The sequence below is a fragment of the Sphingomonas pollutisoli genome (assembly GCF_029167165.1).
GTDB lineage: Bacteria > Pseudomonadota > Alphaproteobacteria > Sphingomonadales > Sphingomonadaceae > Sphingomonas > Sphingomonas pollutisoli.
Map to the genome: position 1 here is coordinate 180,413 of NZ_JARFNJ010000008.1, position 24,480 is coordinate 204,892.

The window sequence follows — 24,480 nt, forward strand, 5'->3', positions numbered from 1 at the left end:
ACGGCTGGCCGGCTCTCAAGCACTGATGGCGCACGGCTCAATCAGTTGTCGCGTCGTCGGACGATCCGAAGTGCATTTCGATTGCCTCCGCCTGGAGAAGCTGACGCACGAATTGCCTGACGGCAGGCGAGGGGTCATGGGTCCGGAAAATCGCAGCGACCTCCGACACGATCTGCTCGCCGGCGATTGGCCGAAACACCAGGTTCGGCATCCGGACCACGGAAGCCACCACGCTCGGAAGGATCGACACCCCGGCGCCAAGCGATACCTGGGCCAGGACTGCGATCAGATTGCCTGGCGCGTCCATGATGCGCGGGGAGAAGTGGCCGCGCCGCCCGATCTCATACGTGCCGGCGGTCTGTTCAGGCGGGATGAAGGCTTCACCCGCGAGCTGGGCTGCCCGAATGCGCCCTCGCGTGGAGGCGAGCGGATGCTCGGCTGGCAGCGCGACACAGAATTCATCCCGCAGGAGCACGTGCCGGCTGACGCCGGCGGGAAGCGGTAATGGCAGCCGGATGAACCCGATATCAATGGACCCGTCGCCGACACTGGCGGGAAGACCGGCCATGGCGAGTTCATGGGCGTTGACCTCAACGCCGGGCCAGGCCGCGCGATACTGGCGGATCTGGGCCTGCAGGACGCTGGCATAGGCCGCCGAACCGACATAGCCGATCTCGATCCGACCGACCTCGCCGCGGCCCGCGCGGCGCCCGACACTCTCGGCCTGTGCGAAACGGGCGAGAACCGCCCGCGCTTCGTCAAGGAAGATGGCTCCCGCTGCGGTCAGCGCGACCGAGCGCTTGGTCCGCGCAAAGAGCCTGGTTGCCAGCGTCCGCTCGATCTCCTGAATCTGAACGGTGAGCGTCGGAGGCGCGATCCCCAGGCGTTCTGCTGCGCGTGCGAAATGAAGCTCCTCAGCGAGCGTCACAAAATAGCGTAGGTGCCGAAGCTCCATGGGGCGTTCCTTTTAATTAGGATATACCTAATTAAATTGTATTTCTCTGACAATGACATGAATTCTGGCCGGCGCCATAAGCAGCGCCGAATTGATCGGAACCCCTCATGCCTAGAGCCCGCCACCGCCGGGAGGGCCTTGCCTTCTCTCTCCTTGTATCCGCTCCCGCTTGCGAGCTGCCGACCCGCTACCTCGGAGGGAAGGCGATATGATCCCCACTGCTCAGGTGCGGCGCGCGGTCAATCCGATGCTGGTGCTGCTCACCGCGTCCACTGGCTGCGCCATGACCGTGCTCGACACCAACGTGGTCGGGATCGTCCTCCCGACGATCGCACGGGATCTCGGCGCGAGCTTCGCCGATATCGAATGGGTGATCGGCTCCTATGTGCTGTGTTTCGCGTCGCTGCTGCTGCCGGCGGGCAGCATTGCCGATAGGTTCGGACGACGCCGTGTCTTCTTTGCGGGCGTCGTGTTCTTTGCCGTCGCATCGATCCTTTGCGGTATCGCCACGACGGCACTGGGGCTGTCCGTGGCGCGCGCCCTTCAGGGCGTTGGCGCCGCATTCCTTCTTGCGCCGGCGTTGGCGATCATCGGCCATAGCTTTCATGGAGAAGCCGAACGCAGCCGCGCCTGGGCGATCTGGGGCGGCATGATGGGGCTGACCATGGCGCTTTCTCCGATCATTGGCGGTGTCATCGCCAACCTGCTCGGCTGGCGGTGGGCGTTCTTCATCAATGCGCCGATCTGCATTGCGCTGTGTACCGCCGTTGTACTGCTGATCGAGGAATCGCGCGATCCAGATGCCGGGAAGCCCGATCCTGCTGGAATAGCACTGTTCGCCCTCTCCATGTTCTTCCTGACCGCGGCCCTGATCTACGGCCAGGAACATGGCTGGGGGGCACCGGTGACGCTGATCGGGTTCGCGCTGGGCATCTGCGGTTTCGCGCTGTTCGTCGCCGTCGAGCGTGCCCAAGTCCGCCCCATGCTCGATCTCCAGCTTTTCCGCCGACCCGCCTTCATCGGCGCGGTGCTGGCGATGTTCGCCTATGCCGGTTCCGCCCAGGTGATGGCTTCGCTGCTGCCCCAGTTTCTACAGAACGGGATGGGCAGAGGGCCGCTTGAAGCCGGTTTCGCCATGTTGCCATTCGCGTTGGCGATGCTCGCCTTTCCCTATGTCGGACGGAAGCTCGGTCGTCGACTCGTATCGCGGCAAGTCCTCGTTCTCGGCCTATTAGTGGTTGCTGCCGGCAACGCATTGACCAGCTGGGGTGCTTCTCTGGGCCAGTCGATGATCGTGATGGTCGGCATGCTCATCCTTGGTGCTGGCGGCGGCCTGCTCAATGGCGAAACCCAGAAGGCGATCATGGGCGTGGCGCCGCGCGACCGGGCGGGAATGGCTTCGGGGATCAGCACGACTTCGCGATTCTCCGGTATCCTCCTCGCTTTCGCGCTGCTCAGCGGCATCTTGTCGACAGCCACACGTGGGCATCTGACCGCCTCGGCATGCCGGTCCGGGGCGGGATGCACCATTGATCGTCGATTTGCCGACGCCGTCGTTTCCGGAGATCTGCCACAGGCCCTTGCCGGTTTGACGGGAACTGCGCGCGAACTAGCGATAGCCCAAGCGCAGCTTGCCTATCGTGCCGGCTTTTCGACGGCGCTTATAGCCGCCGCCATCGGTGCCGCGATCGCGGCTATCCTCGTCGGAAGGCTGATGCGGGAGGTGCGCTAGCTTAACCGAGATCGCCAGGAGACTCCGATCGCAGCCGCAGATGGCTCTATCGGATGGATTGGGCTGGGGCTTGCTGCTCGCGCAAACGGCTCCACCCGCTCAGCTTCGCGTGCATCGCGCTTCACCCAAAAGGTGGGCTCTTCGAGCCGCACGCAAGGTTGACGGCATATCGTATAAGACATAGCAGTTTCCTATAATGGACAACTCATTCGCCCCCTGTTTGCCATGAGGTCCCATTCCGCGATCCGGAAGGGAGAGAGGGCGAAAACCCAGATTTCCGACACGTTCATCCAATGGCTGGTGCCATTGTGCATTGTTGGCGCCTGGCAGGTCGCATCTACGAGCGGCGTGTTCCCGGAACGGATGCTCCCGGCCCCGACCAGCATCGTGGCGGCGGGATATCGGCTGCTACTCTCCGGTGAGCTTCAGCGGAACCTTGGGGTCAGTTTCTGGCGCGCCGGCATCGGATTCCTGGTTGGCGGAACGATCGGTTTCGCGCTCGGCCTGGCTAATGGCCTGTCGAGCCTGAGCGCCAAGATGACCGACACGACCCTGCAGATGATCCGGAATATTCCGCATCTCGCGCTCATCCCGCTGGTCATTCTCTGGTTCGGCATAGACGAAACCGCAAAGCTGTTCCTTGTCGCCTTCGGCGTATTTTTCCCGATCTATCTGAACACGCTTCATGGCGTCCGCTCGGTCGATCCCCAGCTCATCGAGATGGGGCGCATCTACGGTATGAGTGGACCGACGCTGTTCCGCCGGGTGATCTTCCCCGGCGCGCTTCCGTCCATCTTTGTGGGCCTGCGCTTCGCGCTCGGCATCATGTGGCTGACGTTGGTCGTCGCCGAGACGATCGCAGCGTCCTCCGGCCTCGGATACATGGCGATGCAGGCTCGCGAGTTCATGCAGACCGACGTCGTCATCCTGAGCATCGTCATCTACGCCCTGCTCGGGAAGCTGGCCGACACAGCCGCCGGCATCATGGAACGGCTGACCCTCTCGTGGCACCCGGCGTTCCACGGCGGATAGCGTCACAGATGCAGGACATCCGCCACATCAAGGAGAGGCTATCGGGCGCCGCGGCATCGGGCGACACACCCGGCGCGGACGCACTCGCGGACGGCGGCACCGCACTGTCCATACTGGGCATCCGAAAGCGATTTGGCGAGACGGAAGTAGTGCGCGCCATCGACCTTGAGATCCCATCGGGTCAGTTCGTCGCGGTGGTAGGGCGCTCTGGATCAGGAAAGAGCACGCTGTTGCGGCTGATCGCCGGACTTGAGACGCCCGATGCCGGCACCATCGCGTTCGACCGGATCGGGGGCGGGGAGGGGGAAGGCGGTTATCTCCGGATGATGTTCCAGGAGCCAAGGCTATTGCCCTGGGCGCGCGTGCTCGCGAACGTCGAGGTAGGAATTCGCGAAGCCGACAAGGCACACTCAAAGGCGTTGGCGAGCGACGTGCTTCGCGAGGTCGGCCTGGAGAGCAAGCAGTTCGAATGGCCATCGGCCTTGTCTGGTGGGCAGCGTCAACGGGTCGCGCTGGCGAGAGCGCTCGTAAGCCGGCCACGCATCCTGCTCCTCGACGAGCCGCTCGGGGCGCTCGATGCATTGACCCGCCTTTCCATGCAGTCGCTGCTGGCGCGGGTGTGGGCCAAGTTGGGTTTCACGGCCATCCTTGTGACGCATGACGTCCAGGAGGCGGTGAGCCTTGCTGATCGTGTCCTGGTTATCGACGACGGCAGCATCGTGAAAGACGTCCGCGTTGGCGTCGCCCGTCCGAGAACGCGCGATTCAGCCGAACTCGCGAAGATCCAAAGCAGCATTCTCGAAGAGCTGCTCACCGAAGACAATTGATCCTGAATATCCGGAAGGAACTACACATGATAACCCGCAGAGGATTCGGCATATTTGCAGGATCGCTGGCGGTTGGCGGCTTCGCGGCGCTGACCAGCTGCAGCGCCGACCGCAAGACCTTGAGGGTCGGATTCCAGAAGGGAATCGGCACTATCATGTACTTGAAGGATTCGGGCATCCTCGAGCGCAAGCTCGATCCTTTGGGCTGGTCCGTGGCCTGGAAGGAGTTCGTCGCCGGTCCGCAAATGCTCGAAGCCATCAATCTCGGCGCCGCCGACTTCGGACCGGTCGGGGAGACGCCGCCGATCTTTGCCCAGGCGGCCGCCGCCGACATCCTCTATGCCGGATGCGAGCCCCCATCGCCCAGAAGCGAAGCCATCATCGTTCCCAAGGGCAGCACCATCAGAACGGTCGCAGACCTGAAGGGCAAGCGCGTCGCCTTCGTCAAGGGATCCAATGTCCACTATCTCGTCCTTCGCGCGCTTGAAACGAGTGGCCTTGGCTATAGCGACATCGTACCCGTCTATTTGACGCCGGCCGACGCAGGAGCGGCGTTCGAGCGTGGCGCGATCGACGCATGGGGGACTTGGGATCCCTATCTTTCCGCGGCCGAACTGAACACTGCAGCGCGCTCAATCACCGACGCGACGGGCCTGGCGCCCAATATCATGTTCTACATGGCCGCAAGGCCGCTGGCCGAGCATAACCCGCTTGTCCTCGAGGCGGCCCTCTCGGCGGTCAACGAGGCCGGTCAGTGGGCTCAGAGAAATCGCAAGGCGTTCGCCGCGATTCTCGCCGCTCAGATCGGCGTGTCCCGGGAAGTCGCGGAGCGCGCGGCAGACCGCAGCGAGTTCGGCGCTGGCGCGATCTCCGATGAAACGCTTGGAAAGGAACAGGAGATTGCGGACCTGTTCTTTAAGCTCAAGCTGATCCCGAAGGCCGTCGATGTCCGCTCTGCGGCATGGCGGGCGCCGGCACCATCTGGGGCGGGAGGGCGATAATGGATCGTCGCGCATTCGTCGGCGAGGTTCTCCCCCGCTTCACCGCTCCAGGGAGCGATCCGTCTTGTTCCTGACATAACCGCACAGTAGGCGCAGCGAATGACTCGCAAAACGCGAGCGTGGAAAAAGGGGAGTGTCTGGAGGAGTGTGATGAGTCGCGCGTTCAAGCTGGCTGCCGTGCCGGAAACGGAACTGGATTGGCCGATCCTGGCGGCCGCGCGTCGGTGGCGGCAAGCACGCGACCAGGGCTTGCCTGTCCAGAGCAGCCTCTATGCGGAGCTCGAACGATCCTATCTGGGCCTGCTCGCCCCAGTCTTCGACGGCCTCTTCTCGATATTCGAGGCAGGCCTTGGCCGGCGCTTCGAGGCATCGAACGCCCCCGATGCCTGCCCCACTGGCGACGAGATGACATTGCTCGAATTGCTGCACGACGGGCGCTCGGCGGCCAGATACCTCGTCTCCCCGATGGTGCAGCCATTCCGGATCGCCGCTCGCTCGACCAAGATCATGTTTGCGACGCATTCAATAGCCTAGGCGATCGTGCCTGCCATGACGGAATGCTGTCTTCACGCCGCACCCGAAAGAAAGGAACAACCCGAATCACCCAGGGTGGGCGGGTTCGGCCGATTCCACATCCTGCTCCGGTTCCCCGTTTGCAAAGAGTGTGGAATCCATCTTGCGAGATTAAACGCCATCGTTTATCTAATAAACGATGGCGTTTAATCGTAAAAACGATAGCGTCTACATGATCTGCTTTGAGGTTGGTCCCGTCGTCGATAGCGACGGGAGCGATGGGACGTCCGCCTTTAGGAATGAAGCCGACAACGATCAGGCTACCTGTAGAAACCCTTCAGCGTATCGAGGCGCTGGTGGGTAGCCGACGCATCGCCTCCTTCATCCGCGAAGCGGTCCAGGCCGAGCTTAGACGCCGAGAAAAGGAGGCGGGTGAGGACCATGCCAACGGTGAGCCCTGAAGCTAATGTGGTGGCCGCAACGTCTCTCGCGGCTGAGGCGGTCAAATTGCTCGTCGAGGCGGAGCGTTTACACGCCGTTCCATATTTGAGGCTGGCGGTCGCTGTTCTCGAGCAGAACGAGACTGCTGAAGCTGATCCACGCAACGAAGCCGCGATGCACCATCTACGCGCGGCCTTGGTGCTCCTCGAGCGCAACGGTGAAGATGATGCCGCAGGCGATGTCGAGAGCGCGCTTGTCCATCTGGGCGAGCCGTTTCCCGAGTTGTCGGACGTCGAAGCCAACGCGAAAATGGACTGGTGGATTTCGAGAGAGCAAAGCCGCTTCCACTCGTGAGTTCAGGAAACCGCCGCGCTGAGGCGCGGCCGCGCGCGATCTCCGAGGTGCGCCAGCGTCACTTCTTACGGATGTTCGCGAGGTAGGTTCTGCAGAACAACCAGCCCTTCATCGGGCGCAGAGGCATCAGGCAACCCAGCAGCAACACCGGTCCCGATGTCAGGAAATGGACCCAATAGGGTGGGTTGAACAGGATCTCGAGCAGCAGCGCGAAGATCACCGCCGGAAAGCATCCGAAGCAGATCACGAAGAAGGCCGGTCCGTCCGCGGATTCCGTTTCGGTGAAATCGAGCCCGCACGTCTCGCACCCATCCCGCAGCGTCAGGAAGCCGGTAAACAGCCGACCCTTCCCGCAGCGCGGGCACCGTCCGCGAAGACCTGTCCGCATAGGACCGAACCTCAACCCTCTGCCAGACCCGGCCGCCAGGCGATGTACTGTCCCGCTCATCCAGGCTCCCCAGCTTCTGTTGGAAGGTGCAGCATCTCCTGTTGGGCCGTATCGCTCCGGGTGAGCAGGCGTTTCAGCAACGGTCCTGCCGACCGGTCCGTTGCGCCCGTCGCGGCGAGCGCACGTTGCCACTGTTCCGGCGGATGGGATGCGGAGGTCTCAATCGTCGAAAACCCGCAGGCGCATAGCGCCGCGAACTGGTCCGGCAGGACTTGGCCCGAGGCACGGAGGTCGCCCGTGAACCGGTGGCGGCCGCGAAGTGTCGTTGCGAGCGTGAAGCCACGACCATCACGGAAGCTCGGAAACTCGATCACGATCAAATCGAGATGATCGACCATGGCGAACAGGCGCTCGATCTCGGCGCCCGGCGTGACGCGCACGCCGATCGGCCGGGCCTCCTCGACCTCCCCCGGAGAAAGCACCACGAGCGTCGCGATCGGCACAACCAGCGGCTCGGCCGCGATCCGATGATCGAGGGCGCCGTCGATCCAGGTATCGGAGACCGGCCTTGCCTCCATGTCGATGACGGGCATCAGCAGCCTCCGTTCAATCGCCAGCATAGGCGGCCGCCTTGAACGGTGCGGCGCCCAGGCGGCGATAGGTGTCGATGAAGCGTTCGCCGGGTTCGCGACGCGCAATATAGGCGTCGACGATCGCGTCGATCGTATCGACGACTTTCTCCGAAGAAATCGCCGGCCCGATGATCGAGCCGATCGAAGCCTTGTCGTCGGACGCGCCGCCGAGCGTGATCTGATAAAATTCCTCGCCGGCCTTATCGACCCCGAGCAGGCCGATATGGGCGACATGATGATGGCCGCAGGCGTTGATGCAGCCGGAGATGTTGAGGTCGAGCGGTCCGATCTCACGCTGCCGTCCGGGAGCGGCGAAGCGCTCCGCGATGCGCTGGGCGACGGGGATCGATCGCGATGTCGCCAGGCTGCAATAATCGAGGCCGGGGCAGGCGATGATATCCGTCAACAGGCCGATATTGGCGCTGGCGAGCCCTGCCTCGACCAACCCCGACCATAGGGTATGGAGATCGTCACGGCGGACATGCGGGAGGACGAGGTTCTGTTCGTGGGAGACACGGATCTCACCGAAGGAATAGGCGTCGGCCAGATCGGCAATGCGCTCCATTTCCTCGGAGCTGACATCGCCAGGGATGCCCCCCGTTGGCTTGAGCGAAACCGTCACGCAGGCATAGCCTGGCACGCGGTGCGGATAGCTGTTCGTCTCCAGCCAGGCCGCGAAGGCGGTGTCACGGCTACGGGCTGCCTCGAGCGCTTCGGACTCGGCCGGGAGGCTTTCGAACGGCGGCTCGACGAACCGAGCCTGGAGGGCGGCGATGATCTCCGGTTCGAGGACGTTATAGTCCGCCGCCATCGCGGCGAATTCGTCCTCGATCATCTGGATGAAGGCTTCGGATTTCATCTCCTTGATGAGGATCTTGATGCGCGCCTTGTAGATGTTATCGCGCCGGCCGAGCGCGTTGTAGGTCCGCAGGATCGCCTCGACATAGCGTAGCAGATCCTTGACCGGCAGCCAGTCGCGCACCCGCACGCCCACCACCGGTGTGCGCCCGAGCCCGCCGCCGGCATAGAAGCTGAAGCCGGGCTCGCCAGCTTCGTTTCGGTGCGCCATGATGCCGATGTCGTGGACGTGGATCGCCGCCCGATCGATCGGGCCACCGGTAATGGCGATCTTGAACTTGCGCGGCAGGTAGGTGAATTCGGGATGGTCTGTCGACCATTGCCGCAGGATCTCGGCGAACAGGCGCGGATCGATCACCTCTTCCGCGGCCGCGCCGGCGAAATGGTCGGTCGTGACGTTGCGGACGCAATTGCCGCTGGTCTGGATGGCGTGAAGATCGGCCTCGGCCAGCAGCGCGAGGATGTCGGGCGTATCCTCCAGCCGGATCCAGTTGAACTGGATGTTCTGGCGGGTGGTGAAATGCCCGTAACCGCGGTCGAAATGGCGCGCGACATAAGCGAGCTGGCGCAACTGCGCGGCGCTCACCACGCCATAGGGTAAAGCGGCGCGCAGCATGTAGCCATGGAGCTGCAGATAGAGCCCGTTCATCAGCCTAAGCGGCTTGAACTCGTCCTCGGTCAACTCGCCGGCGAGCCGCCGCTCGACCTGGCGCCGGAACTGCGCGGCCCGGTCGCGGAGGAACTGGCGGTCATATTCGTCGTAACGATAGATGCCCGCGTAGGGCGACCGGTCGAGCGCCGACGGTGGCGGGGGGAGGGTGTCGGCGCGCGCCGGCCGCCCCGCCTGGGTCCCGAGGTCCGATCGGACACTCGGCCCATGGGCACGGATCTGCTCGCGATAGGTGAGGGGCGCGGGCGCGGAGTGCACGTCCACGACGCGGTGCTCCGCCTGGTCCGCGCGGGCCGCCTCGAGCGCGGTCTCAAGCATGTCTTGTTCGAACCGCGTCGCCGCCTCGACGGTATCGACCCAGGTTGCGGCGTCACCAAGCCATACCGACGCGCCATCGCGCAGCCGGCTGGCCGTTACAAAATGCGTTGCCATCACTTTTCCTCGTTCAGGCGGCGAGCAGCCGGTTGTTCCATCCCAGCCGGGCGCGCGCGGCGACAAGGCCATCGACCAGCGCCTTCATATGCGCTTCGGTGTGAAACGGGGTCGGCGTGAGGCGCAGGCGCTCCTGGCCACGCGCGACGGTCGGATAGTTGATCGGTTGGACGTAGATGTCGTGCTCGGCGAGAAGCAGGTCGCTGGTCGCCTTGCAGAGATGCGCGTCGCCGATGATCAACGGCACGATATGGCTCTGCGTGTCGGGGACCGGCATGTCGGCCGCACGCAGCATCGCGATCAGCCGGCTCACCGCTGCATGCTGCCGCGCGCGTTCTTCTCCGCTGTCCTTCAGGTGCCGGATCGCGGCCGCGGCGCCGGCCGCCAGATGCGGGCAGATCGAGGTGGTGAAGATGAAGCTGTCGGCGCAGCTGCGGATCACGTCGACGAGGAGCGAGGAGCTGGCGACATAGCCGCCCATCACGCCGAACGCCTTGGCGAGCGTGCCTTCGATCACGGTCAGCCGATGCGCAAGCCCCTCGCGCTCGGCAATGCCGCCGCCGCGCGGACCGTAGAGGCCGACGGCATGGACCTCGTCCAGATAGGTGATCGCGCCATGCTTGTCGGCGACGTCGCAGATCGCCGCGATCGGCGCCACGTCGCCGTCCATCGAATAGACGCTCTCGAACGCCACGATCTTCGGACGATCGGGGTCGATTGCGCTCATCAGCTCATCGAGGTGCGCGGCGTCATTGTGACGGAAGATGAAACGTTCGGCGCCCGAGCGGCGAATGCCCTCGATCATCGAATTATGATTGAGCGCGTCGGAGAAGATCGCGCAATCGGGCAGGATCCGGCCCAGCGTGCCGAGTGCCGCCAGATTGGAGATCCAGCCCGACGTGAAGATCAGCGCGGCCTCCTTGTCGTGGAGATCGGCCAGCTCCGTCTCAAGAGCCACGTGGCTGCGATTGGTGCCGGAGATGTTGCGCGTGCCGCCGGTGCCCGCCCCGAACTGGTCGATGGCGCCGTGCATGGCGGCCAGGACGTCGCGGTTCTGCCCCATGCCGAGATAGTCGTTGCTGCACCAGACCGTGACGCGACGAGCGTCGCCATCGGGCTGGCGCCACAAGGCGGTGGGGAATTCGCCCGCCAACCGTTCGAGCTCGATGAAAGTGCGATACCGTCCGTCGAGCTTCATCTCGCCGATCAGCGATTCAAACCGCGCAACATAATCCATGGTCTTTGCCTTGCTTCTGCTATCCCTTGCAGGGGTGGGGAACACATTTCGGTCTTGCGCCGAATCAATGCAACATACAATATCCATATATATGGACACGAAAGTTTGCACAATGGATGACGAACGGCCCGCGCACGAATGGCGCCCTATAATCGCGGCAGGAGCGAGTCCGCTCTATCTCGCCATCGCGGACTCGCTCGCCAGCGATATCCAGAAGGGGGCGCTCGCCGCCGGCGACCGGCTGCCGCCCCAGCGCGCGCTCGCCGACGCGCTCGACATCGACTTCACGACCGTGAGCCGGGCCTATGCGGAGGCGCGCAAGCGCGGTCTGATCGAGGGGCGGGTCGGGCAGGGAACCTATGTGCGCGCGGGGCGGGCCAGCCGCGTCCCGATGCGCCCTGCATCCGGTCTCGTCGACATGGGCATGAACCTACCGCCGAAATTCGATGATCCGTCGCTCGGCGCGCAGCTCTGGGCGGGCATTGGAGACCTCGAAGCCGATGGCGGCATGGATCTGATCCTGCGCTATCAGGATGTCGGCGGCGCCGGGATCGATCGACAGGCCGGCGTGGACTGGCTGGCGGATCGCCTGCCCGATGTGTCGATCGACCGTCTGCTGGTTTGTCCAGGCGCGCAGAGCGCGCTCCTGTCGTTGGTCACTGCGCTCGGCGCCAAGGCCGGTCCGATCGCCGTGGAGGCGCTGACCTATCCGGGCTTTCGTTCGCTGGCGGCCCACCTGTCGATCGAGCTCGCGCCGGTTGCAATCGATCGCGACGGGCTGGATCCCGACGATTTCCGGACGGTTTGCCGCACGCGCAAGCCGCGTATCCTCTATTGCACGCCGACACTTCACAACCCGACGACCGCGACCGTTCCGCTCGACAGGCGAAAGGCGATTGTCGAGATCGCCCGCGAATATGGCGTCTCGATCATCGAGGACGACGCCTATGGGAAACTGTCCGGAAGCGCACTCCCGCCACTTGCGGCGCTGGCGCCCGAGATCGTCTACCATGTCGCCGGCCTGTCTAAATGCCTCTCGCCGGCGCTGCGGGTCGCCTATGTGGTCGTGCCGGACCTGCGGGCCGCGGTGCGGCTGTCCGGCGCCGTTCGAGCGACGACATCGATCGCCTCGCCGCTCGGCGCGGCGATCGCCACGCGCTGGATCGAGACCGGGCTGGCGGGTCAGGTGGTCGCTGCCATCCGGGCTGAAACCGAGGCGCGGCGCGCGATCGCTGACCGCCTGCTTGCCGATCATGGGCTGGTGACGGCGAAGCATGCCTTCCATTCCTGGCTCCCGCTCTCGCCCCCCTGGACGCGCGGAGAATTCGCCGCCAGGCTCCGCCAGGCCGGCATCGGCGTCGTGCCGAGCGATTCCTTCACGGTCATCCAGCCGGTCGAAGCTGTCCGCCTCGGGCTCGGAGCGCCTGAAACGCGCGATCGCCTGAGCGAGGGTCTTTCCACGATCGCGGACCTCCTGCAGCAGTCTCCCGCCATGTCCTCGCTGGTCGTGTAGCGCGGAATTGCATTGACAGTGTATGCAATCAATCTGCATATAATCAGGCGTCGAATCGCACGATTGCTGGGGCACCCCATTAGCCACGGCGCCCGGCTCCCTGCCGCCCCCCGAAGCCGGAATCGTGCGGTTCGGCGCATGAAGGGACACATGACGCTATGCAGCAACCGATATGGAAGCGCCGACATCAACTGGATCGTATGACGCTTCGCAGCCTGACGGTCGCCTTTTTCCAATATCCGGCGGTGTGGGCGTATCTGCTGCTCGCGCTAGCCGCGGGCGTCCTCGCCTGGATGCGGCCGTCGACCATCCTGCAAAACGTCGCGGCGGTGGTCGCGGCAGGCCTCATCTATCCGCTGGTCTGGTACGTGCTGCACCGCTGGGTGTTGCACAGTCGCTGGATGTTCAAGTCGCCGCTGACGGCGGGCGTGTGGAAGCGCATCCACTACGATCACCACATCGACCCGAACCATCTCGAGGTTCTGTTCGGCGCGCTCTATACAACGCTTCCGACCATCGCCGTGGCGACGATGCCGATCGGTTGGTTCATCGGCGGCTTCGGCGCCGCGATGATGGCATTCGCAGCGGGTCTGCTGATCACCTGCTTCTACGAGTTCGTTCACTGCGTCGAGCATCTCCCCTACAAGCCGCGCAATCGCCTGTTCGCGGAGATGAAGGCGCGCCACCTTGCCCATCATTTCCATGATGAGAACGGCAATTACGGCATCACCAATTTCACCTGGGACCGATTGTTCGGAACGCTCTACGAGCGTCGCGACCGGCCGATGAAAAGCCCGACCGTCTTCAACCTGGGCTATGACGAGGCGGCCGGGCGCCGCTGGCCATGGGTTGCCCGCATGTCCGCCGCGCCGGTCCCGGTGCGTTCCGGAAAGGACGGGCTGTCACGCGATGTATGAGCGCTCCAATATCCGCCGCATGACCGGCTATGTGCCGGGAGAGCAGCCATGCGCGCCCGCGATCAAGCTCAATACGAACGAAAACCCGCTGGCCCCGTCGAATGCGGTGATGCAGGCGCTTTCGGACATCACCCCGGCGATGCTCCAGCGCTATCCCGACCCGAGAGCCGCGAAACTTCGCGGCGCCATCGCCAATTACCATCGCTGCGATGTGGAGCAGGTGATCGCCACCAACGGCAGCGACGAGTTGCTCCGGCTGGCGATCACGACCTTCGCAGCCCCCGGGCATGCCATTGGCGTCGTCGAGCCGGGCTACAATCTCTATGGTGTGCTCGCGTCGATCCAGGATTGTCCGGTCGCCCGCGCCGTACTCGAAGACGATTGGCAGCTCCCCGCGGATCTCGCCGAGCGCTGGAACAAGGCCGGCGCACGATTGGCGCTGCTCGCGAACCCGCAGGCGCCCTCGGGCCTGCTCATCCCGTCCGGCACGATCGCACGGCTAGCTGCCGAGTTTCAGGGCGTGTTGCTGGTCGACGAGGCCTATGTCGATTTCATGGATCCCGTGCATGCGCATAACCTCGTGTCGCTGCTCGACTATCACCCCAATCTCCTTCTCGTGCGCACCTTGAGCAAGGGCCACTCCCTGGCAGGTCTTCGTCTCGGCTACGGCCTGGGCGCAGCGAGCCTGGTCGACCCGATGCTCACGAAAGTCCGCGACAGCTACAATGTCGATGCGATCGCCCAGCATGTCGCGACCGTCGCGTTCGGCGATGTCGAGACGACCCGCAAAAGCTGGGAGTTTGTCCGTGGCGAACGTCAGCGCCTCTCGGACGCGTTGCGCGGGCGGGGCTTCCATGTCTTTCCGTCCGAGGCCAATTTCGTGCTGACGCGGGTGCCAGAGAGCCTGGGTCCGGCGTCCGGTCTCTGTGAAGCGCTCGCGGCGGAGCATATCCATGTCCGATGGTTCGACCAGGCGCGCCTCGACGCGTGCCTGCGAATCACGATCGGGACGACGCTCGAGAATGATGGCCTGCTCCGCGCGATCGATCGGATTGCGAAAGATGCCGCTGCGCCGGCGTTGAACGATAACGAGACCAGAGGGAACGCCAAGATACCCGGCTGAAGCTCAGGCCGCGCTATCCGCAACGCTGTCATGTCGTCATTCGATCACTGTGGCGGATTATCTTCGTGAGCAAAAAGGAAGAACAATCGCTAGGAAGACATCGTCTTCAAGAATTGAATTCCAGCAGCAGATAAGAGGAAAATTCCAATGGCTGACAACAGCGTAACAGCGGCGGGCTCGACGACGGGCAGCGGCGCTCCGGCCCGAAGCGACCGCAATTCCCTGACCATCGGCCCGAATGGCCCCATTCTCCTCCATGACGTCCACTTTCTCGAGCAGATGGCGCACTTCAATCGCGAGAAGGTGCCGGAGCGCCAGCCGCATGCGAAGGGATCCGGCGCGTTCGGCGTGTTGGAGACCACCGAGGATCTCTCGGCCTATACCAAGGCGGCCTTATTCCAGAAGGGGGCAAAGACCGATATGCTTGCCCGCTTCTCGACCGTGGCGGGCGAGTCCGGGAGCCCGGATACCTGGCGCGACGTGCGCGGCTTCAGCCTCAAATTCTACACCGACGAAGGCAATTACGACCTGGTCGGCAACAACACGCCGGTCTTCTTCATCCGTGACGGGATCAAGTTCCCGCACTTTATCCGCAGCCAGCGCCGCCTGCCGGACTCGGGGTTGCGCGACAACCACATGCAGTGGGACTTCTGGACCAGCAATCCGGAGACGGCGCACCAGGTCACCTATCTGATGGGCGAGCGCGGGCTGCCGCGCAGCTGGCGCCACATGAACGGCTATGGGTCGCACACCTATATGTGGATCAACGCCGCGGGAGAGAAATTCTGGGTGAAATATCATTTCCATACCGCCCAGGGCACGCGCTTCTTCGACAACGCCGAGGCGGCCGCCATGGCCGGCGCCGATGCGGACTATCACCGCCGCGACCTGTTCGAGGCGATCGCGCGCGGCGAATATCCGGTCTGGAACCTATCGGTGCAGATCATGCCCTATGCGGATGCAGCGACCTATCGCTTCAACCCGTTCGACCTGACCAAGACCTGGTCGCATGCCGACTATCCGCTGATCCCGGTCGGCACGATGACGCTCAACCGCAATCCGGTGAACTTCTTCGCCCAGATCGAGCAGGCGGCCTTCTCGCCGGGGAACACGGTGCCGGGCATCGGCCTCTCGCCCGACAAGATGCTGCTGGCTCGCGCGTTCGCCTATAACGACGCGCAGCGCAACCGGATCGGCACCAACTTCCACCAGCTGCCGGTCAACCGGCCCAAGGTTCCGGTGAACACCTATATGTTCGATGGCCAGATGGCATTCGACCATAGCGGTGCCGCGCCAACCTATGTGCCGAACGTCGGCGGCCGGTCCTGGGCCGACGAGACGGGGCCGACCGAAGACGGCTGGGAAGCCGATGGCGAGATGGTGCGCAGCGCCTATACGCTGCACGCCGAGGACGACGACTTCGGTCAGGCAGGCGCCTTGGTACGCACCGTGTTCAACGATGCGCAGCGTACCGCGCTGGTCGACCAGGTTGCCGCGAGCCTGCTCGGCGGTGTGCGCGAGCCGGTGCTGGGGCGCGCCATCGAATATTGGAAGAGTGTCGATGCGGGCGTCGGCCAGCGCATTGACGACAAGGTGCGCTCCGGCGCGGCCCCCAAGCCCGCGGAGGGCATGGGCGAAGGCTGAGTGCGCTGACAGCGGAGCGCGGGGGATGTTCCTCCGCGCGCCGTCGGGTTCGCCCTGCTTGAAAACCTGTTCCTGCCCCGCTCCGGAGCCTGCGTCGCCAAAGAGCCGGATCTGGGTTGTAATCTGCTCTTTTCCTCGTGAGCCATACATGCTATTTAGCAATGTATGTTCCATTGCCATACATCACGATGAGGGATTGAGCCTATGTGGCGACCGCACCTCAATGAAGCCTCGCCGATGAAATATCTCGGCATCGTCGACGCATTGGAGGCGGATATCCGGTCCGGCCGGGTGGCGCGCGGCGAGCGCGTTCCGTCGCAGCGTGCGATCGCCGAGGCGCTGGACGTTGACCTCACGACCGTCACTCGGGCCTTCAACGAGGCGCGCAGGCGTGGGCTGATCCAGGCGCATGCCGGCCGGGGAACCTTTATCAGCGAGACCATGGACGGCGGCGAGGCGCCCGAACAGCCCCCGCCGGTTCTTGATCTGAGCATGAATATCCCGCCGCAGCCCAGTTCGACCGATTTCCGCAAGATATTTCCCCAGGGCGTCACCGGCGTGCTCGGCAGCCCGCGAGGGCTGATGACGCTCCATTATCAGGAGAGCAACGGCATCGAGGCCGATCGCAAGGCGGCCGCTTCCTGGCTTGCCAGGCGCATCGAGCCGGTGACGCCCGAGCGGATCATCGTGACGGGAGGCGCGCAATGCGCACTCTTCGCGATCTGCGAGCTTTTGCTGTCGTCCGGCGATGTCGTGGCAGCCGGCGCGATGACCTATCCGGGCATCAAGGCGGTCGCGGCCCAGAAAGGCCTCGTCCTGGAACCCCTCGCGATGGACGAGTACGGCATCATCCCCGACGCTTTCGAAAAGGCGTGCCGGGACAAGAAGCCGAAGGCGCTCTACGTCGTGCCGACGATCGACAACCCCACCACCGCGACCTTGCCCGAAGAGCGGCGGCGCGCGCTGGTTGCGCTGGCCCGCGAATATGGCGTCGTGATCTTCGAGGACGATCCCTATGCGCCGCTGCGTCCGGTGCGCTTGCCCGCGATGGTCGAGCTGGCAGACGATATCACCTGGCATATCGCCACGCTGTCCAAATGCGTGACGCCGGCGCTGCGCATCGCCTATGTGATCGCGCCGAACGCGGGAAAGGCTCGCCGGCTCGCCGCCGTATTGCGTGCGACGATCCTCATGGCGCCGCCGCTCATGTCTGCGCTGGCGAGCCGCTGGATCGTCGAGGGCGCGCTGGATGAAGTGACCAACGCGATCGCCGAGGAGAATGTGGTGCGCCAGAAACTGGCCGCCAACATTCTCGCGGGATGTCGCTTTTCGGCCGACCCCCATGGCCATCACCTCTGGCTCTTTCTTCCCGAGCATTGGCGCGCCTCGGACTTTGCCGACCATGCCGATCGCGCCGGCGTCTCGATCGTGCCGGCCTCGACCTTCGCGATCACCGCGCACCCCGTAGAAGCCGTCCGGGTCTCCATCGGCGTCGCGCCCGACAGGGGCGCTCTGGAAGATGGACTGACCCAGTTGGCGAGCCTGATCTCCGAGCCGTCGCTCGGCACAAAGGCCGTTGTCTAGCACCCTTGAGGATCGTCCCATGACCGACACGTTCAAGGCCGCTGTTGTTCAGGCCGCTCCCATTCTCTTCGACACGCCGAAGACCATCGCCAAGCTTGCCGACCTCGCGCGCGATGCGGCCAGCTCGGGTGCGTCGCTCGTCCTGTTTCCCGAGGCGTTTGTGGGTGGCTATCCAAAGGGCCTGGACTTCGGGGCCCGGCTCGGCAGCCGGAGCCAGAAGGGCAGGGAGGACTTCCGCCTTTATTATGAGAGCGCGATCGAAATACCCGGTCCCGAAGCCGCACGGCTCGGCGAGATCGCCCTCTTGAACTCCATCCACCTCGTCGTCGGCGTGATCGAACGCGATGGCGGCACGCTTTATTGCAGCGCGCTCACCTACGGGCCGAACGGCCGGTTGCTTTCCAGGCATCGCAAGCTGATGCCGACGGCGCTCGAGCGGCTGGTCTGGGGTTTCGGCGACGGCTCGACCATCGGCGTGGCCAAGACACCGCTCGGCCGTATCGGCAGCGTGATCTGCTGGGAAAATTACATGCCGCTGCTGCGAACGGCGATGTATGCGCAGGGCATCGAGCTCTATTGCGCGCCGACCGTCGACGATCGCGACACCTGGTTGCCGACGATGCGCACGATCGCGATCGAGGGCCGCTGCTTCGTGATCTCGGCCTGCCAATATCTCACCCGCGCGGACGCTCCGCCCGGCTACGAAGCTATCCAGGGCGATGATCCCAAGACGGTGCTCATTCGCGGCGGGTCGTGCATCGTCGATCCGCTCGGCAATGTGCTCGTCGAGCCGGATTTCTCGGGCGAGATGATCCGCATTGCCGATATCGATCGCAAGATGATCGTCCGCGGCAAATATGACCTCGATGTCGTCGGTCATTATGCCCGGCCCGATGTCTTCCAGCTATCCGTGGATACGCGAGAGAAATCGGCGGTTTTATTCGCGCGGCAGGGCGATAGTCTGGCTCCACAAGACGTCGATGGTGCGGCAGGGGAGACGATGGAATGTTCGGATTAACGGCGCTCGAACTGGCCCGTATCCAGTTCGGCTTCACGGTTTCCTTCCACATTATCTTTCCAGCGATCACCATTGGTCTCGCCAGCTATCTGGCCGTGCTGGAGGGGCTGTGGCTGTGGAAGAAGGACACGGTCTATCGCGACCTCTACCATTTCTGGTCCGGGATCTTCGCCGTCAACTTCGCCATGGGCGTGGTTTCCGGCCTGGTCATGGCCTATCAGTTCGGCACCAACTGGAGCTATTTCTCCGCCTTCGCCGGCAGCATCACCGGGCCGCTGCTCGCTTATGAGGTGCTCACCGCCTTCTTCCTCGAGGCCGGGTTCCTCGGCGTCATGCTGTTCGGCTGGAACAAGGTCGGGCCCGGGCTGCATTTCTTCGCGACGATCATGGTGGCGATCGGGACGCTCATCTCGGCGACCTGGATCCTCGCTTCCAACAGCTGGATGCAGACGCCGCAGGGCTTCGAGATCATAAACGGCCGCGTCGTGCCGGTCGACTGGCTGAAGGTCATCTTCAACCCGTCCTTCCCCTATCGCCTCGTCCATATGACGATCGCGGCCTATCTCTCGACGGCGCTGTTCGTCGGCGCCTCCGGTGCATGGCACCTGCTCAAGCGGCGCGACACCCCGGCCGTGCGCACTATGCTCTCCATGGCGATGTGGATGATGCTCATCGTCGCGCCGATCCAGATCGCGGTTGGCGACGCGCATGGGCTCAACACGCTCAAGTACCAGCCCGCCAAGATCGCCGCGGTCGAGGGCCATTGGGAGAGCAAGAAGGGCGAAAGCGTGCCGCTGATCCTGTTCGGCGTGCCCGACATGAAGGCGCAGGAGACGCATTATGCGGTCGAGGTGCCCTATCTCGGCAGCCTGATCCTCACCCATGAGCTCTATGGCCAGATTCCGGGCCTGAAGGAGTTCGCGCCGGAGGATCGGCCCAACTCGACCATCGTCTTCTGGACCTTCCGCGTGATGGTCGGGCTCGGCATGCTCATGCTGCTGCTCGGGGTCTGGGCGCTCTGGCTACGCTGGCGCCGCCGATTGTACGAGAACCGCGCGTTCCTCCGCTTTGCCCTGCTGATGGGACCGTCGGGCAGCATTGCGATCCTCGCCGGCTGGATGACGACGGAGATCGGCCGTCAGCCATGGGTCGTCTATGGGGTGATGCGCACGAAGGATGCGGTGTCCAACCACAGCGCGCTCGCGCTGTCGTCGACGCTGATCCTGTTCATCGTCATGTACTGCGCGGTGTTCGGCACCGGCATCAGCTACATGCTGAAGCTGGCCGCCAAAGGGCCGCACGCAAGCGGAGATGGTGCGGTCGAGCATGAGAAAGGCCAGGCCCTGCGACCCGCACGGCCGCTTTCCGCGGCCCGCGACGACATCGACCCGATTGGCCAGGGAGACTGACGATGGGTATCGACCTTCCGCTCATCTGGGCGATCATCATCGCCTTCGGCCTGATGATGTACGTCATCATGGATGGCTTCGATCTCGGGATCGGGATCCTGTCGCCGTTCGTCCCTGCCCGCGAGGACCGTGACACCATGGTCAACACCGTGGCGCCGGTCTGGGACGGCAACGAGACCTGGCTGGTGCTGGGCGGCGCCGCACTTCTGGCTGCGTTCCCGCTCGCCTATTCGGTCATCCTGAGCGCTCTCTACCTCCCGCTGGTGCTGATGCTAGCCGGCCTGATCTGGCGCGGCGTGGCCTTCGAGTTCCGGTTCAAGGCGGACGAAGGCCACAAGGCCTTCTGGGACCAGGCGTTCGCATGGGGCTCGTATATCGCCACCTTCTCCCAGGGCGTGGCACTCGGCGCCTTCATCAACGGCTTCCGGGTCGAGAAGGGCGCTTATGCCGGCGGCCTGTTCGACTGGCTGACGCCGTTCAGCCTGTTCACCGGCGCCGGGCTGCTCGTCGCTTACGCATTGCTCGGCAGTACCTGGCTTGTGATGAAGACGGAAGGCGCGCTTCAGCAGCGCATGCGGGTGCTCGCCCGGCCCGTCACTCTCGTGCTGTTCGCGTTCATCATCGTCGTCAGCCTTTGGACGCCCTTTACGCATCCGGATGTGGCGACACGCTGGTTTTCGCTGCCGAACCTCTTCTACCTCATGCCCGTGCCGCTGCTGGTGCTGATCGCTACCGGCCTGATCCTGCGGTCGCTCTCTCGCGACAGCCAGGCCGCGCCGTTCGTTCTGGCGCTGTTCCTGCTGTTCCTCGGCTATACCGGGCTGGCGATCAGCCTCTGGCCGCACATCATTCCGCCGGGCATCTCGATCTGGGAGGCGGCCTCGCCGCCGGAGAGCATGGGCTTCACGCTGGTCGGCGCGCTGTTCATCATCCCGTTCATCCTCGCCTACACCGCCTGGTCCTATTACGTGTTCCGCGGCAAGGTCCGGGCGGGGGAGGGGTATCACTGATGCGCTCCGCGTCTCACTCGCGCCGCCTGTGGCTCGGCCGTTTCGGCTGGCTGGTGCTGATCTGGGCGGCAAGCGTCCTGGCCCTTGGCGTGGTCGCCATGGCGTTTCGCTGGCTGATGGGGCTTGCGGGGCTGACGACTGGATGACACGCCAGACTTCCGGTCTCGTGAAGCATGACGATATTGCGAGCCGACTGATCTACGAGCTCAAGACCCGCGGGTTCGCGTATATTTCGTCGGCGCAGTGCGGCGAATTGCTCGGCGTGCCGTCCGGAAGCTTTCGTCCCTACGCCGAGAGCTGGGAACGGCTCGATCCCGATCGATGGATGGGAGACGGAGGGACTTACCGAAAGCGCCGGTTCGCCGCTTTTGCCGTCGAATGGGGTGCGGTCGTTCGCAAGCCGCACCAGCCGCATTATCAGAGCCGGCTTCACAACCAGCTCAATGGCGGCGTCGATCGTTGGTTCTCGCCAGTCGAACCGCAGATCGCGGACCAACCGATCACGGACGCACTCCTGCGCCTGGGCGACGCACTGGGACGCCGGATCGTGGACACGCCCAACCCATGTTGGCATGCCGAAATGCACCAGTTCCGGATTGAGGCGAAGACCTTCGAGAGTGCGACGCCGACACCCGAAGGCCTGCATCGGGACGGGGTCGCACTCGTCATCATGATGCTCGTTGCACGCCAGAATATGCTGGGTGGCGTAACCGGCATTCGCGGTATGGATGGCCGCAGGATCGCCGAAATCGAACTGGATTCACCATTGGAAATGGTGATTGTCGACGACCGGCGAGTGCAGCATGTGGTGACCTCGATCAAGCCGACGAATCCAAGCGCGCCCGCGATCCGCGACGCGCTGGTGTTGACCTTCCAGCCTCAGCAGATCAGCCAATCGCGATCGTCTGCCTCAGCGAACCATCGCTGACGAGGGATCGCCGGCGCGCCACATTGACGCATCATCTGCGACCGCGGTGAAGCGGCGGCCTCTCCACTATGCCAAGCGCCTCAATCCATGATTCCCGACAATCTACACGGAGGGCCTGACCACAGGGAAGGCAGAGGTGGCCCGGGCGAGCCTGCCGCGCAACCGTCTGCAGCGTCGCCCCATATGAGGGCGACGCTCAGCGGTGATCAGATCGATTTTGCGAGTTCGATCGCCGTTGCCCGAGCCGGACCCCGTGCGGCGGCATCCGCCTCAGGCCCGAACAACGTGCCCTCCGCGACGATCGCGTGGACTTCGGTGATCCCGACCATCCGCGCCCAGATGTGCATATAGGCGATCTGGTGGTCGAAATCCTTCTCGGGATAGTCTCCGCCCAGGCGCGCGCCGCGCGCAGCGGAAAGCACCAGTTTCCGGCCAGTGAGCAACCCGACCATATTCTGGCCGTCGAAGCTGTAGAGCACGTCCTTCTGGGTCACCGCGTCAATGAGATGCTTCAAGCGGTAGGGGATACCGAAATTCCACATCGGGACGCCAATCACGATGACGTCGGCAGCATGGAAAAGCTGGCCGAGTTCCCGGATCGTCGCCCAGACCCGCGCCGGCTCGCCCGTCATCTCGGTCCCGGCGAGGCTCGCATATTTCGCCTCGAGCGCCGCGCCGTCGAAACTCGGAAGGTCCATCTCCCAGATGTCGAGCCTGCCGACCGTCCGCGCGGGATCCTCGGCGGTCCATGCTTCGATGAAGCGCTCGGAGATATCCTGAGACGCGGAAACAGCGCCGCGTGGTGAGCCGGCAATATGAAGCAGATGCGGCGGCGACTTTCCCGACCCAATGGCGGATTCTTCCATCTTTCATTCTCCCGAATCGAATGAACGATCGTGTTCACTCGATTCTGGCGCTATCCGCTTGCAACACCTTGGTCAATAATTCAGTGAACAATAGTGTATTGTTAATATCGGATGCGATCCGGGGGGCCAGAAAACCGAACCTGCCACAGCTTCACGCTCCCCCGGCGATCGAGGAAACCGGGCTGGTCCAGCGCTCCAGTGGCGCGGCGTCCGGCCAGGACGAACCCACTGGCCACGACATCACCCAGGTCTCGGCCAGCTTGCCGTCCTCGATGCGATAGGCCTGCATGGCTGCGCGCGTCTGAAGCGCGCCACTGGCGCGGTCGGTCCAGCGCATCGCCACCCGATACCAGGCACGGTTACCCTGGAAGCTGTAGTCATAGGCCACGATCAGAAAATCCGGCCGTTCGCGCTTGAGCGCGACGATCTCGGCCGCATAGCTCTCGGGTGTCACGATCCGGTCTCCGCCTTCCTCATGCCGGAGATAATGCGGCGCTACGCAGGTCGGCACGAGGTCGAGCTCTCCATGGCTCCAGACGCGCTCCCAGCGGTCGAACAACGCGCGCGTGACATCGGTATCGGACATGATCTTCTCTCTCCATTATCGGTTGAAGGCGCTCCCCTCATGGGTGCGCGGGGCATCGCCTAGCGGTGGGGCGCGGGGGGCAGGGCGCTCGATACGCCGCGCAACCAATCGCAAACCAGGCCGGCGATCGCGGCGTCGTCCGGCCCCTGGCGCGCAAGCGACTGCCATGTCGGGAACTGAACGGCGCTTCCCAGCGTCACGCGCATACCATCGATCGCGGATATATCGGGCGCGAGGTGGTCGAGCAGGTCATCGCGGATACCGTCCAGGAAACTGCGCACGCGCCGCATCGGTTCTTCAAGCGCGGGCACATCCGCTTCGTCGCGGAATGTCACGGTCCACATCGCTTCGGTTCGACGATAATAGGAATAGAGTTGGCCTAGGGCGCGCTGGACCCGCGCCAAACCGGTTTCCATCGCCCAGGCAGATGGCTCTGGGATCGGGTGGCTGGCGAACCAGTGTGAGGTGCATGCCTTGAACAGCTCGTTCTCGTCCGCGAAATGACGATAGACGGTGAGCCGCTGCACCTTCGCCCGTTCGGCCACGGCGCTGATCGTCGTCGCTCGCGGACCGAGTGTTTCATGCAGATGGACTGTGGCCTCGACGATGCGGCGCCGCGTCTCCTCCTGGGTCGCCGCCCGTTGTCCAAGCGTGTAACGTCGTTTCGTCATTCGGCGAACATATATGTTCACTCAAAACATGCAATAGGCGTGACGATGCTGGCCCGTCATCGACCGCATCATCAGGATTGTGGCCTCCGGCACAGGTCAGAAGGCCTGGAGCCTATTCGATCGTGCACGCCGTCACCCG

24 protein-coding genes are annotated in these 24,480 nt (G+C 63.9%); 16 read left to right on the plus strand and 8 right to left on the minus strand.

Annotation, left to right across the window (positions count from 1 at the left end; translation table 11 throughout):
- Window positions 1-37: 37 nt before the first annotated feature.
- The gene (locus PX554_RS18400) at window positions 38-955 is read right to left on the minus strand and encodes a LysR substrate-binding domain-containing protein (protein ID WP_100239628.1); all 918 of its coding nucleotides are present in this window, start codon (window positions 953-955) and stop codon (window positions 38-40) included.
- A 208-nt stretch (window positions 956-1,163) separates the two neighbouring features.
- On the opposite strand from PX554_RS18400, the gene PX554_RS18405 reads away from it, so the two are divergent.
- The 6 genes from PX554_RS18405 to PX554_RS18430 all read left to right on the plus strand — a co-directional run bounded on the left by PX554_RS18405 (window position 1,164) and on the right by PX554_RS18430 (window position 6,855).
- A complete protein-coding gene (locus PX554_RS18405; protein WP_100239627.1) occupies window positions 1,164-2,687 on the plus strand; it encodes an MFS transporter in 1,524 nt (507 codons plus the stop codon).
- A gap of 363 nt (window positions 2,688-3,050) precedes the next feature.
- Window positions 3,051-3,719, plus strand: coding sequence for an ABC transporter permease subunit (locus PX554_RS18410; RefSeq protein ID WP_198771971.1), 669 nt, complete (start codon window positions 3,051-3,053; stop codon window positions 3,717-3,719).
- 8 nt (window positions 3,720-3,727) lie between these two features.
- Window positions 3,728-4,546, plus strand: coding sequence for an ABC transporter ATP-binding protein (locus PX554_RS18415; protein ID WP_100239625.1), 819 nt, complete (start codon window positions 3,728-3,730; stop codon window positions 4,544-4,546).
- 26 nt (window positions 4,547-4,572) lie between these two features.
- The gene (locus PX554_RS18420; RefSeq protein WP_100239624.1) at window positions 4,573-5,547 is read left to right on the plus strand and encodes an aliphatic sulfonate ABC transporter substrate-binding protein; all 975 of its coding nucleotides are present in this window, start codon (window positions 4,573-4,575) and stop codon (window positions 5,545-5,547) included.
- 150 nt (window positions 5,548-5,697) lie between these two features.
- Window positions 5,698-6,081 (plus strand): hypothetical protein, encoded by a 384-nt coding sequence (locus PX554_RS18425; protein WP_100239623.1) that lies wholly within the window; start codon window positions 5,698-5,700, stop codon window positions 6,079-6,081.
- 420 nt (window positions 6,082-6,501) lie between these two features.
- Window positions 6,502-6,855: a hypothetical protein gene (locus tag PX554_RS18430; RefSeq protein ID WP_157801339.1), complete on the plus strand. Its 354-nt coding sequence runs from the start codon at window positions 6,502-6,504 to the stop codon at window positions 6,853-6,855.
- Window positions 6,856-6,913: 58 nt separating this feature from the next.
- Here PX554_RS18430 and PX554_RS18435 read toward each other — a convergent pair whose 3' ends face one another.
- The 4 genes from PX554_RS18435 to hemA are packed head-to-tail and all read right to left on the minus strand — an operon-like array spanning window position 6,914 to window position 11,072.
- On the minus strand, window positions 6,914-7,243 hold the full coding sequence (locus tag PX554_RS18435; protein WP_242443567.1) for a DUF983 domain-containing protein: 330 nt from the start codon (window positions 7,241-7,243) through the stop codon (window positions 6,914-6,916).
- A 56-nt stretch (window positions 7,244-7,299) separates the two neighbouring features.
- A complete protein-coding gene (locus PX554_RS18440; RefSeq protein WP_100239620.1) occupies window positions 7,300-7,863 on the minus strand; it encodes a DUF934 domain-containing protein in 564 nt (187 codons plus the stop codon).
- Window positions 7,850-9,835, minus strand: coding sequence for a DUF2849 domain-containing protein (locus PX554_RS18445; RefSeq protein WP_100239619.1), 1,986 nt, complete (start codon window positions 9,833-9,835; stop codon window positions 7,850-7,852). Before PX554_RS18445 ends, PX554_RS18440 begins: the two co-directional genes overlap by 14 nt.
- Before the next feature lie 13 nt (window positions 9,836-9,848).
- A complete protein-coding gene (hemA, locus tag PX554_RS18450) occupies window positions 9,849-11,072 on the minus strand; it encodes a 5-aminolevulinate synthase (RefSeq protein ID WP_100239618.1) in 1,224 nt (407 codons plus the stop codon).
- Between the two features lie 112 nt (window positions 11,073-11,184).
- Between hemA and PX554_RS18455 the strand changes: the two genes are divergently transcribed.
- The 10 genes from PX554_RS18455 to PX554_RS18500 all read left to right on the plus strand — a co-directional run bounded on the left by PX554_RS18455 (window position 11,185) and on the right by PX554_RS18500 (window position 22,218).
- Complete coding sequence (locus tag PX554_RS18455) at window positions 11,185-12,585, plus strand: aminotransferase-like domain-containing protein (protein WP_100239617.1); 1,401 nt, start codon at window positions 11,185-11,187, stop codon at window positions 12,583-12,585.
- Window positions 12,586-12,785: 200 nt separating this feature from the next.
- Window positions 12,786-13,502 (plus strand): sterol desaturase family protein, encoded by a 717-nt coding sequence (locus PX554_RS18460; protein ID WP_242443566.1) that lies wholly within the window; start codon window positions 12,786-12,788, stop codon window positions 13,500-13,502.
- The gene (hisC, locus tag PX554_RS18465; RefSeq protein WP_100239615.1) at window positions 13,495-14,625 is read left to right on the plus strand and encodes a histidinol-phosphate transaminase; all 1,131 of its coding nucleotides are present in this window, start codon (window positions 13,495-13,497) and stop codon (window positions 14,623-14,625) included. Before PX554_RS18460 ends, hisC begins: the two co-directional genes overlap by 8 nt.
- 147 nt (window positions 14,626-14,772) lie before the next feature.
- Complete coding sequence (locus PX554_RS18470) at window positions 14,773-16,269, plus strand: catalase (RefSeq protein WP_275503953.1); 1,497 nt, start codon at window positions 14,773-14,775, stop codon at window positions 16,267-16,269.
- A 204-nt stretch (window positions 16,270-16,473) separates the two neighbouring features.
- Entirely contained in the window at window positions 16,474-17,853 is a 1,380-nt protein-coding gene (locus PX554_RS18475) for an aminotransferase-like domain-containing protein (protein WP_275503954.1), read from the plus strand.
- Between the two features lie 19 nt (window positions 17,854-17,872).
- Window positions 17,873-18,871: a carbon-nitrogen hydrolase family protein gene (locus PX554_RS18480; RefSeq protein ID WP_100239612.1), complete on the plus strand. Its 999-nt coding sequence runs from the start codon at window positions 17,873-17,875 to the stop codon at window positions 18,869-18,871.
- Window positions 18,859-20,280: a cytochrome ubiquinol oxidase subunit I gene (locus tag PX554_RS18485; protein WP_100239611.1), complete on the plus strand. Its 1,422-nt coding sequence runs from the start codon at window positions 18,859-18,861 to the stop codon at window positions 20,278-20,280. Before PX554_RS18480 ends, PX554_RS18485 begins: the two co-directional genes overlap by 13 nt.
- 2 nt (window positions 20,281-20,282) lie before the next feature.
- On the plus strand, window positions 20,283-21,290 hold the full coding sequence (gene cydB / locus PX554_RS18490) for a cytochrome d ubiquinol oxidase subunit II (RefSeq protein ID WP_100239610.1): 1,008 nt from the start codon (window positions 20,283-20,285) through the stop codon (window positions 21,288-21,290).
- On the plus strand, window positions 21,290-21,436 hold the full coding sequence (locus PX554_RS18495; protein ID WP_100239609.1) for a DUF2474 domain-containing protein: 147 nt from the start codon (window positions 21,290-21,292) through the stop codon (window positions 21,434-21,436). Before cydB ends, PX554_RS18495 begins: the two co-directional genes overlap by 1 nt.
- Entirely contained in the window at window positions 21,433-22,218 is a 786-nt protein-coding gene (locus PX554_RS18500; protein WP_100239608.1) for a 2OG-Fe dioxygenase family protein, read from the plus strand. Before PX554_RS18495 ends, PX554_RS18500 begins: the two co-directional genes overlap by 4 nt.
- Window positions 22,219-22,424: 206 nt before the next feature.
- Here PX554_RS18500 and PX554_RS18505 read toward each other — a convergent pair whose 3' ends face one another.
- The 3 genes from PX554_RS18505 to PX554_RS18515 form a co-directional block, all read right to left on the minus strand.
- Window positions 22,425-23,084, minus strand: coding sequence for an FMN-dependent NADH-azoreductase (locus tag PX554_RS18505; protein WP_275503955.1), 660 nt, complete (start codon window positions 23,082-23,084; stop codon window positions 22,425-22,427).
- Between the two features lie 151 nt (window positions 23,085-23,235).
- Window positions 23,236-23,670 (minus strand): ester cyclase, encoded by a 435-nt coding sequence (locus tag PX554_RS18510; protein ID WP_275503956.1) that lies wholly within the window; start codon window positions 23,668-23,670, stop codon window positions 23,236-23,238.
- Between the two features lie 59 nt (window positions 23,671-23,729).
- Window positions 23,730-24,341, minus strand: coding sequence for a TetR/AcrR family transcriptional regulator (locus PX554_RS18515; RefSeq protein ID WP_275503957.1), 612 nt, complete (start codon window positions 24,339-24,341; stop codon window positions 23,730-23,732).
- Between the last annotated feature and the right edge of the window lie 139 nt (window positions 24,342-24,480).

Excerpts from the sequence above, each read along its gene's own strand:
- PX554_RS18400 (WP_100239628.1), bottom strand. The coding sequence starts at position 955 with ATGGAGCTTCGGCACCTACGCTATTTTGTGACGCTCGCTGAGGAGCTT.
- PX554_RS18405 (WP_100239627.1), top strand. The coding sequence starts at position 1,164 with ATGATCCCCACTGCTCAGGTGCGGCGCGCGGTCAATCCGATGCTGGTG.
- PX554_RS18410 (WP_198771971.1), top strand. The coding sequence starts at position 3,051 with ATGCTCCCGGCCCCGACCAGCATCGTGGCGGCGGGATATCGGCTGCTA.
- PX554_RS18415 (WP_100239625.1), top strand. The coding sequence starts at position 3,728 with ATGCAGGACATCCGCCACATCAAGGAGAGGCTATCGGGCGCCGCGGCA.
- PX554_RS18420 (WP_100239624.1), top strand. The coding sequence starts at position 4,573 with ATGATAACCCGCAGAGGATTCGGCATATTTGCAGGATCGCTGGCGGTT.
- PX554_RS18425 (WP_100239623.1), top strand. The coding sequence starts at position 5,698 with ATGAGTCGCGCGTTCAAGCTGGCTGCCGTGCCGGAAACGGAACTGGAT.
- PX554_RS18430 (WP_157801339.1), top strand. The coding sequence starts at position 6,502 with ATGCCAACGGTGAGCCCTGAAGCTAATGTGGTGGCCGCAACGTCTCTC.
- PX554_RS18435 (WP_242443567.1), bottom strand. The coding sequence starts at position 7,243 with ATGCGGACAGGTCTTCGCGGACGGTGCCCGCGCTGCGGGAAGGGTCGG.
- PX554_RS18440 (WP_100239620.1), bottom strand. The coding sequence starts at position 7,863 with ATGCTGGCGATTGAACGGAGGCTGCTGATGCCCGTCATCGACATGGAG.
- PX554_RS18445 (WP_100239619.1), bottom strand. The coding sequence starts at position 9,835 with ATGGCAACGCATTTTGTAACGGCCAGCCGGCTGCGCGATGGCGCGTCG.
- hemA (WP_100239618.1), bottom strand. The coding sequence starts at position 11,072 with ATGGATTATGTTGCGCGGTTTGAATCGCTGATCGGCGAGATGAAGCTC.
- PX554_RS18455 (WP_100239617.1), top strand. The coding sequence starts at position 11,185 with ATGGATGACGAACGGCCCGCGCACGAATGGCGCCCTATAATCGCGGCA.
- PX554_RS18460 (WP_242443566.1), top strand. The coding sequence starts at position 12,786 with ATGACGCTTCGCAGCCTGACGGTCGCCTTTTTCCAATATCCGGCGGTG.
- hisC (WP_100239615.1), top strand. The coding sequence starts at position 13,495 with ATGTATGAGCGCTCCAATATCCGCCGCATGACCGGCTATGTGCCGGGA.
- PX554_RS18470 (WP_275503953.1), top strand. The coding sequence starts at position 14,773 with ATGGCTGACAACAGCGTAACAGCGGCGGGCTCGACGACGGGCAGCGGC.
- PX554_RS18475 (WP_275503954.1), top strand. The coding sequence starts at position 16,474 with ATGTGGCGACCGCACCTCAATGAAGCCTCGCCGATGAAATATCTCGGC.
- PX554_RS18480 (WP_100239612.1), top strand. The coding sequence starts at position 17,873 with ATGACCGACACGTTCAAGGCCGCTGTTGTTCAGGCCGCTCCCATTCTC.
- PX554_RS18485 (WP_100239611.1), top strand. The coding sequence starts at position 18,859 with ATGTTCGGATTAACGGCGCTCGAACTGGCCCGTATCCAGTTCGGCTTC.
- cydB (WP_100239610.1), top strand. The coding sequence starts at position 20,283 with ATGGGTATCGACCTTCCGCTCATCTGGGCGATCATCATCGCCTTCGGC.
- PX554_RS18495 (WP_100239609.1), top strand. The coding sequence starts at position 21,290 with ATGCGCTCCGCGTCTCACTCGCGCCGCCTGTGGCTCGGCCGTTTCGGC.
- PX554_RS18500 (WP_100239608.1), top strand. The coding sequence starts at position 21,433 with ATGACACGCCAGACTTCCGGTCTCGTGAAGCATGACGATATTGCGAGC.
- PX554_RS18505 (WP_275503955.1), bottom strand. The coding sequence starts at position 23,084 with ATGGAAGAATCCGCCATTGGGTCGGGAAAGTCGCCGCCGCATCTGCTT.
- PX554_RS18510 (WP_275503956.1), bottom strand. The coding sequence starts at position 23,670 with ATGTCCGATACCGATGTCACGCGCGCGTTGTTCGACCGCTGGGAGCGC.
- PX554_RS18515 (WP_275503957.1), bottom strand. The coding sequence starts at position 24,341 with ATGACGAAACGACGTTACACGCTTGGACAACGGGCGGCGACCCAGGAG.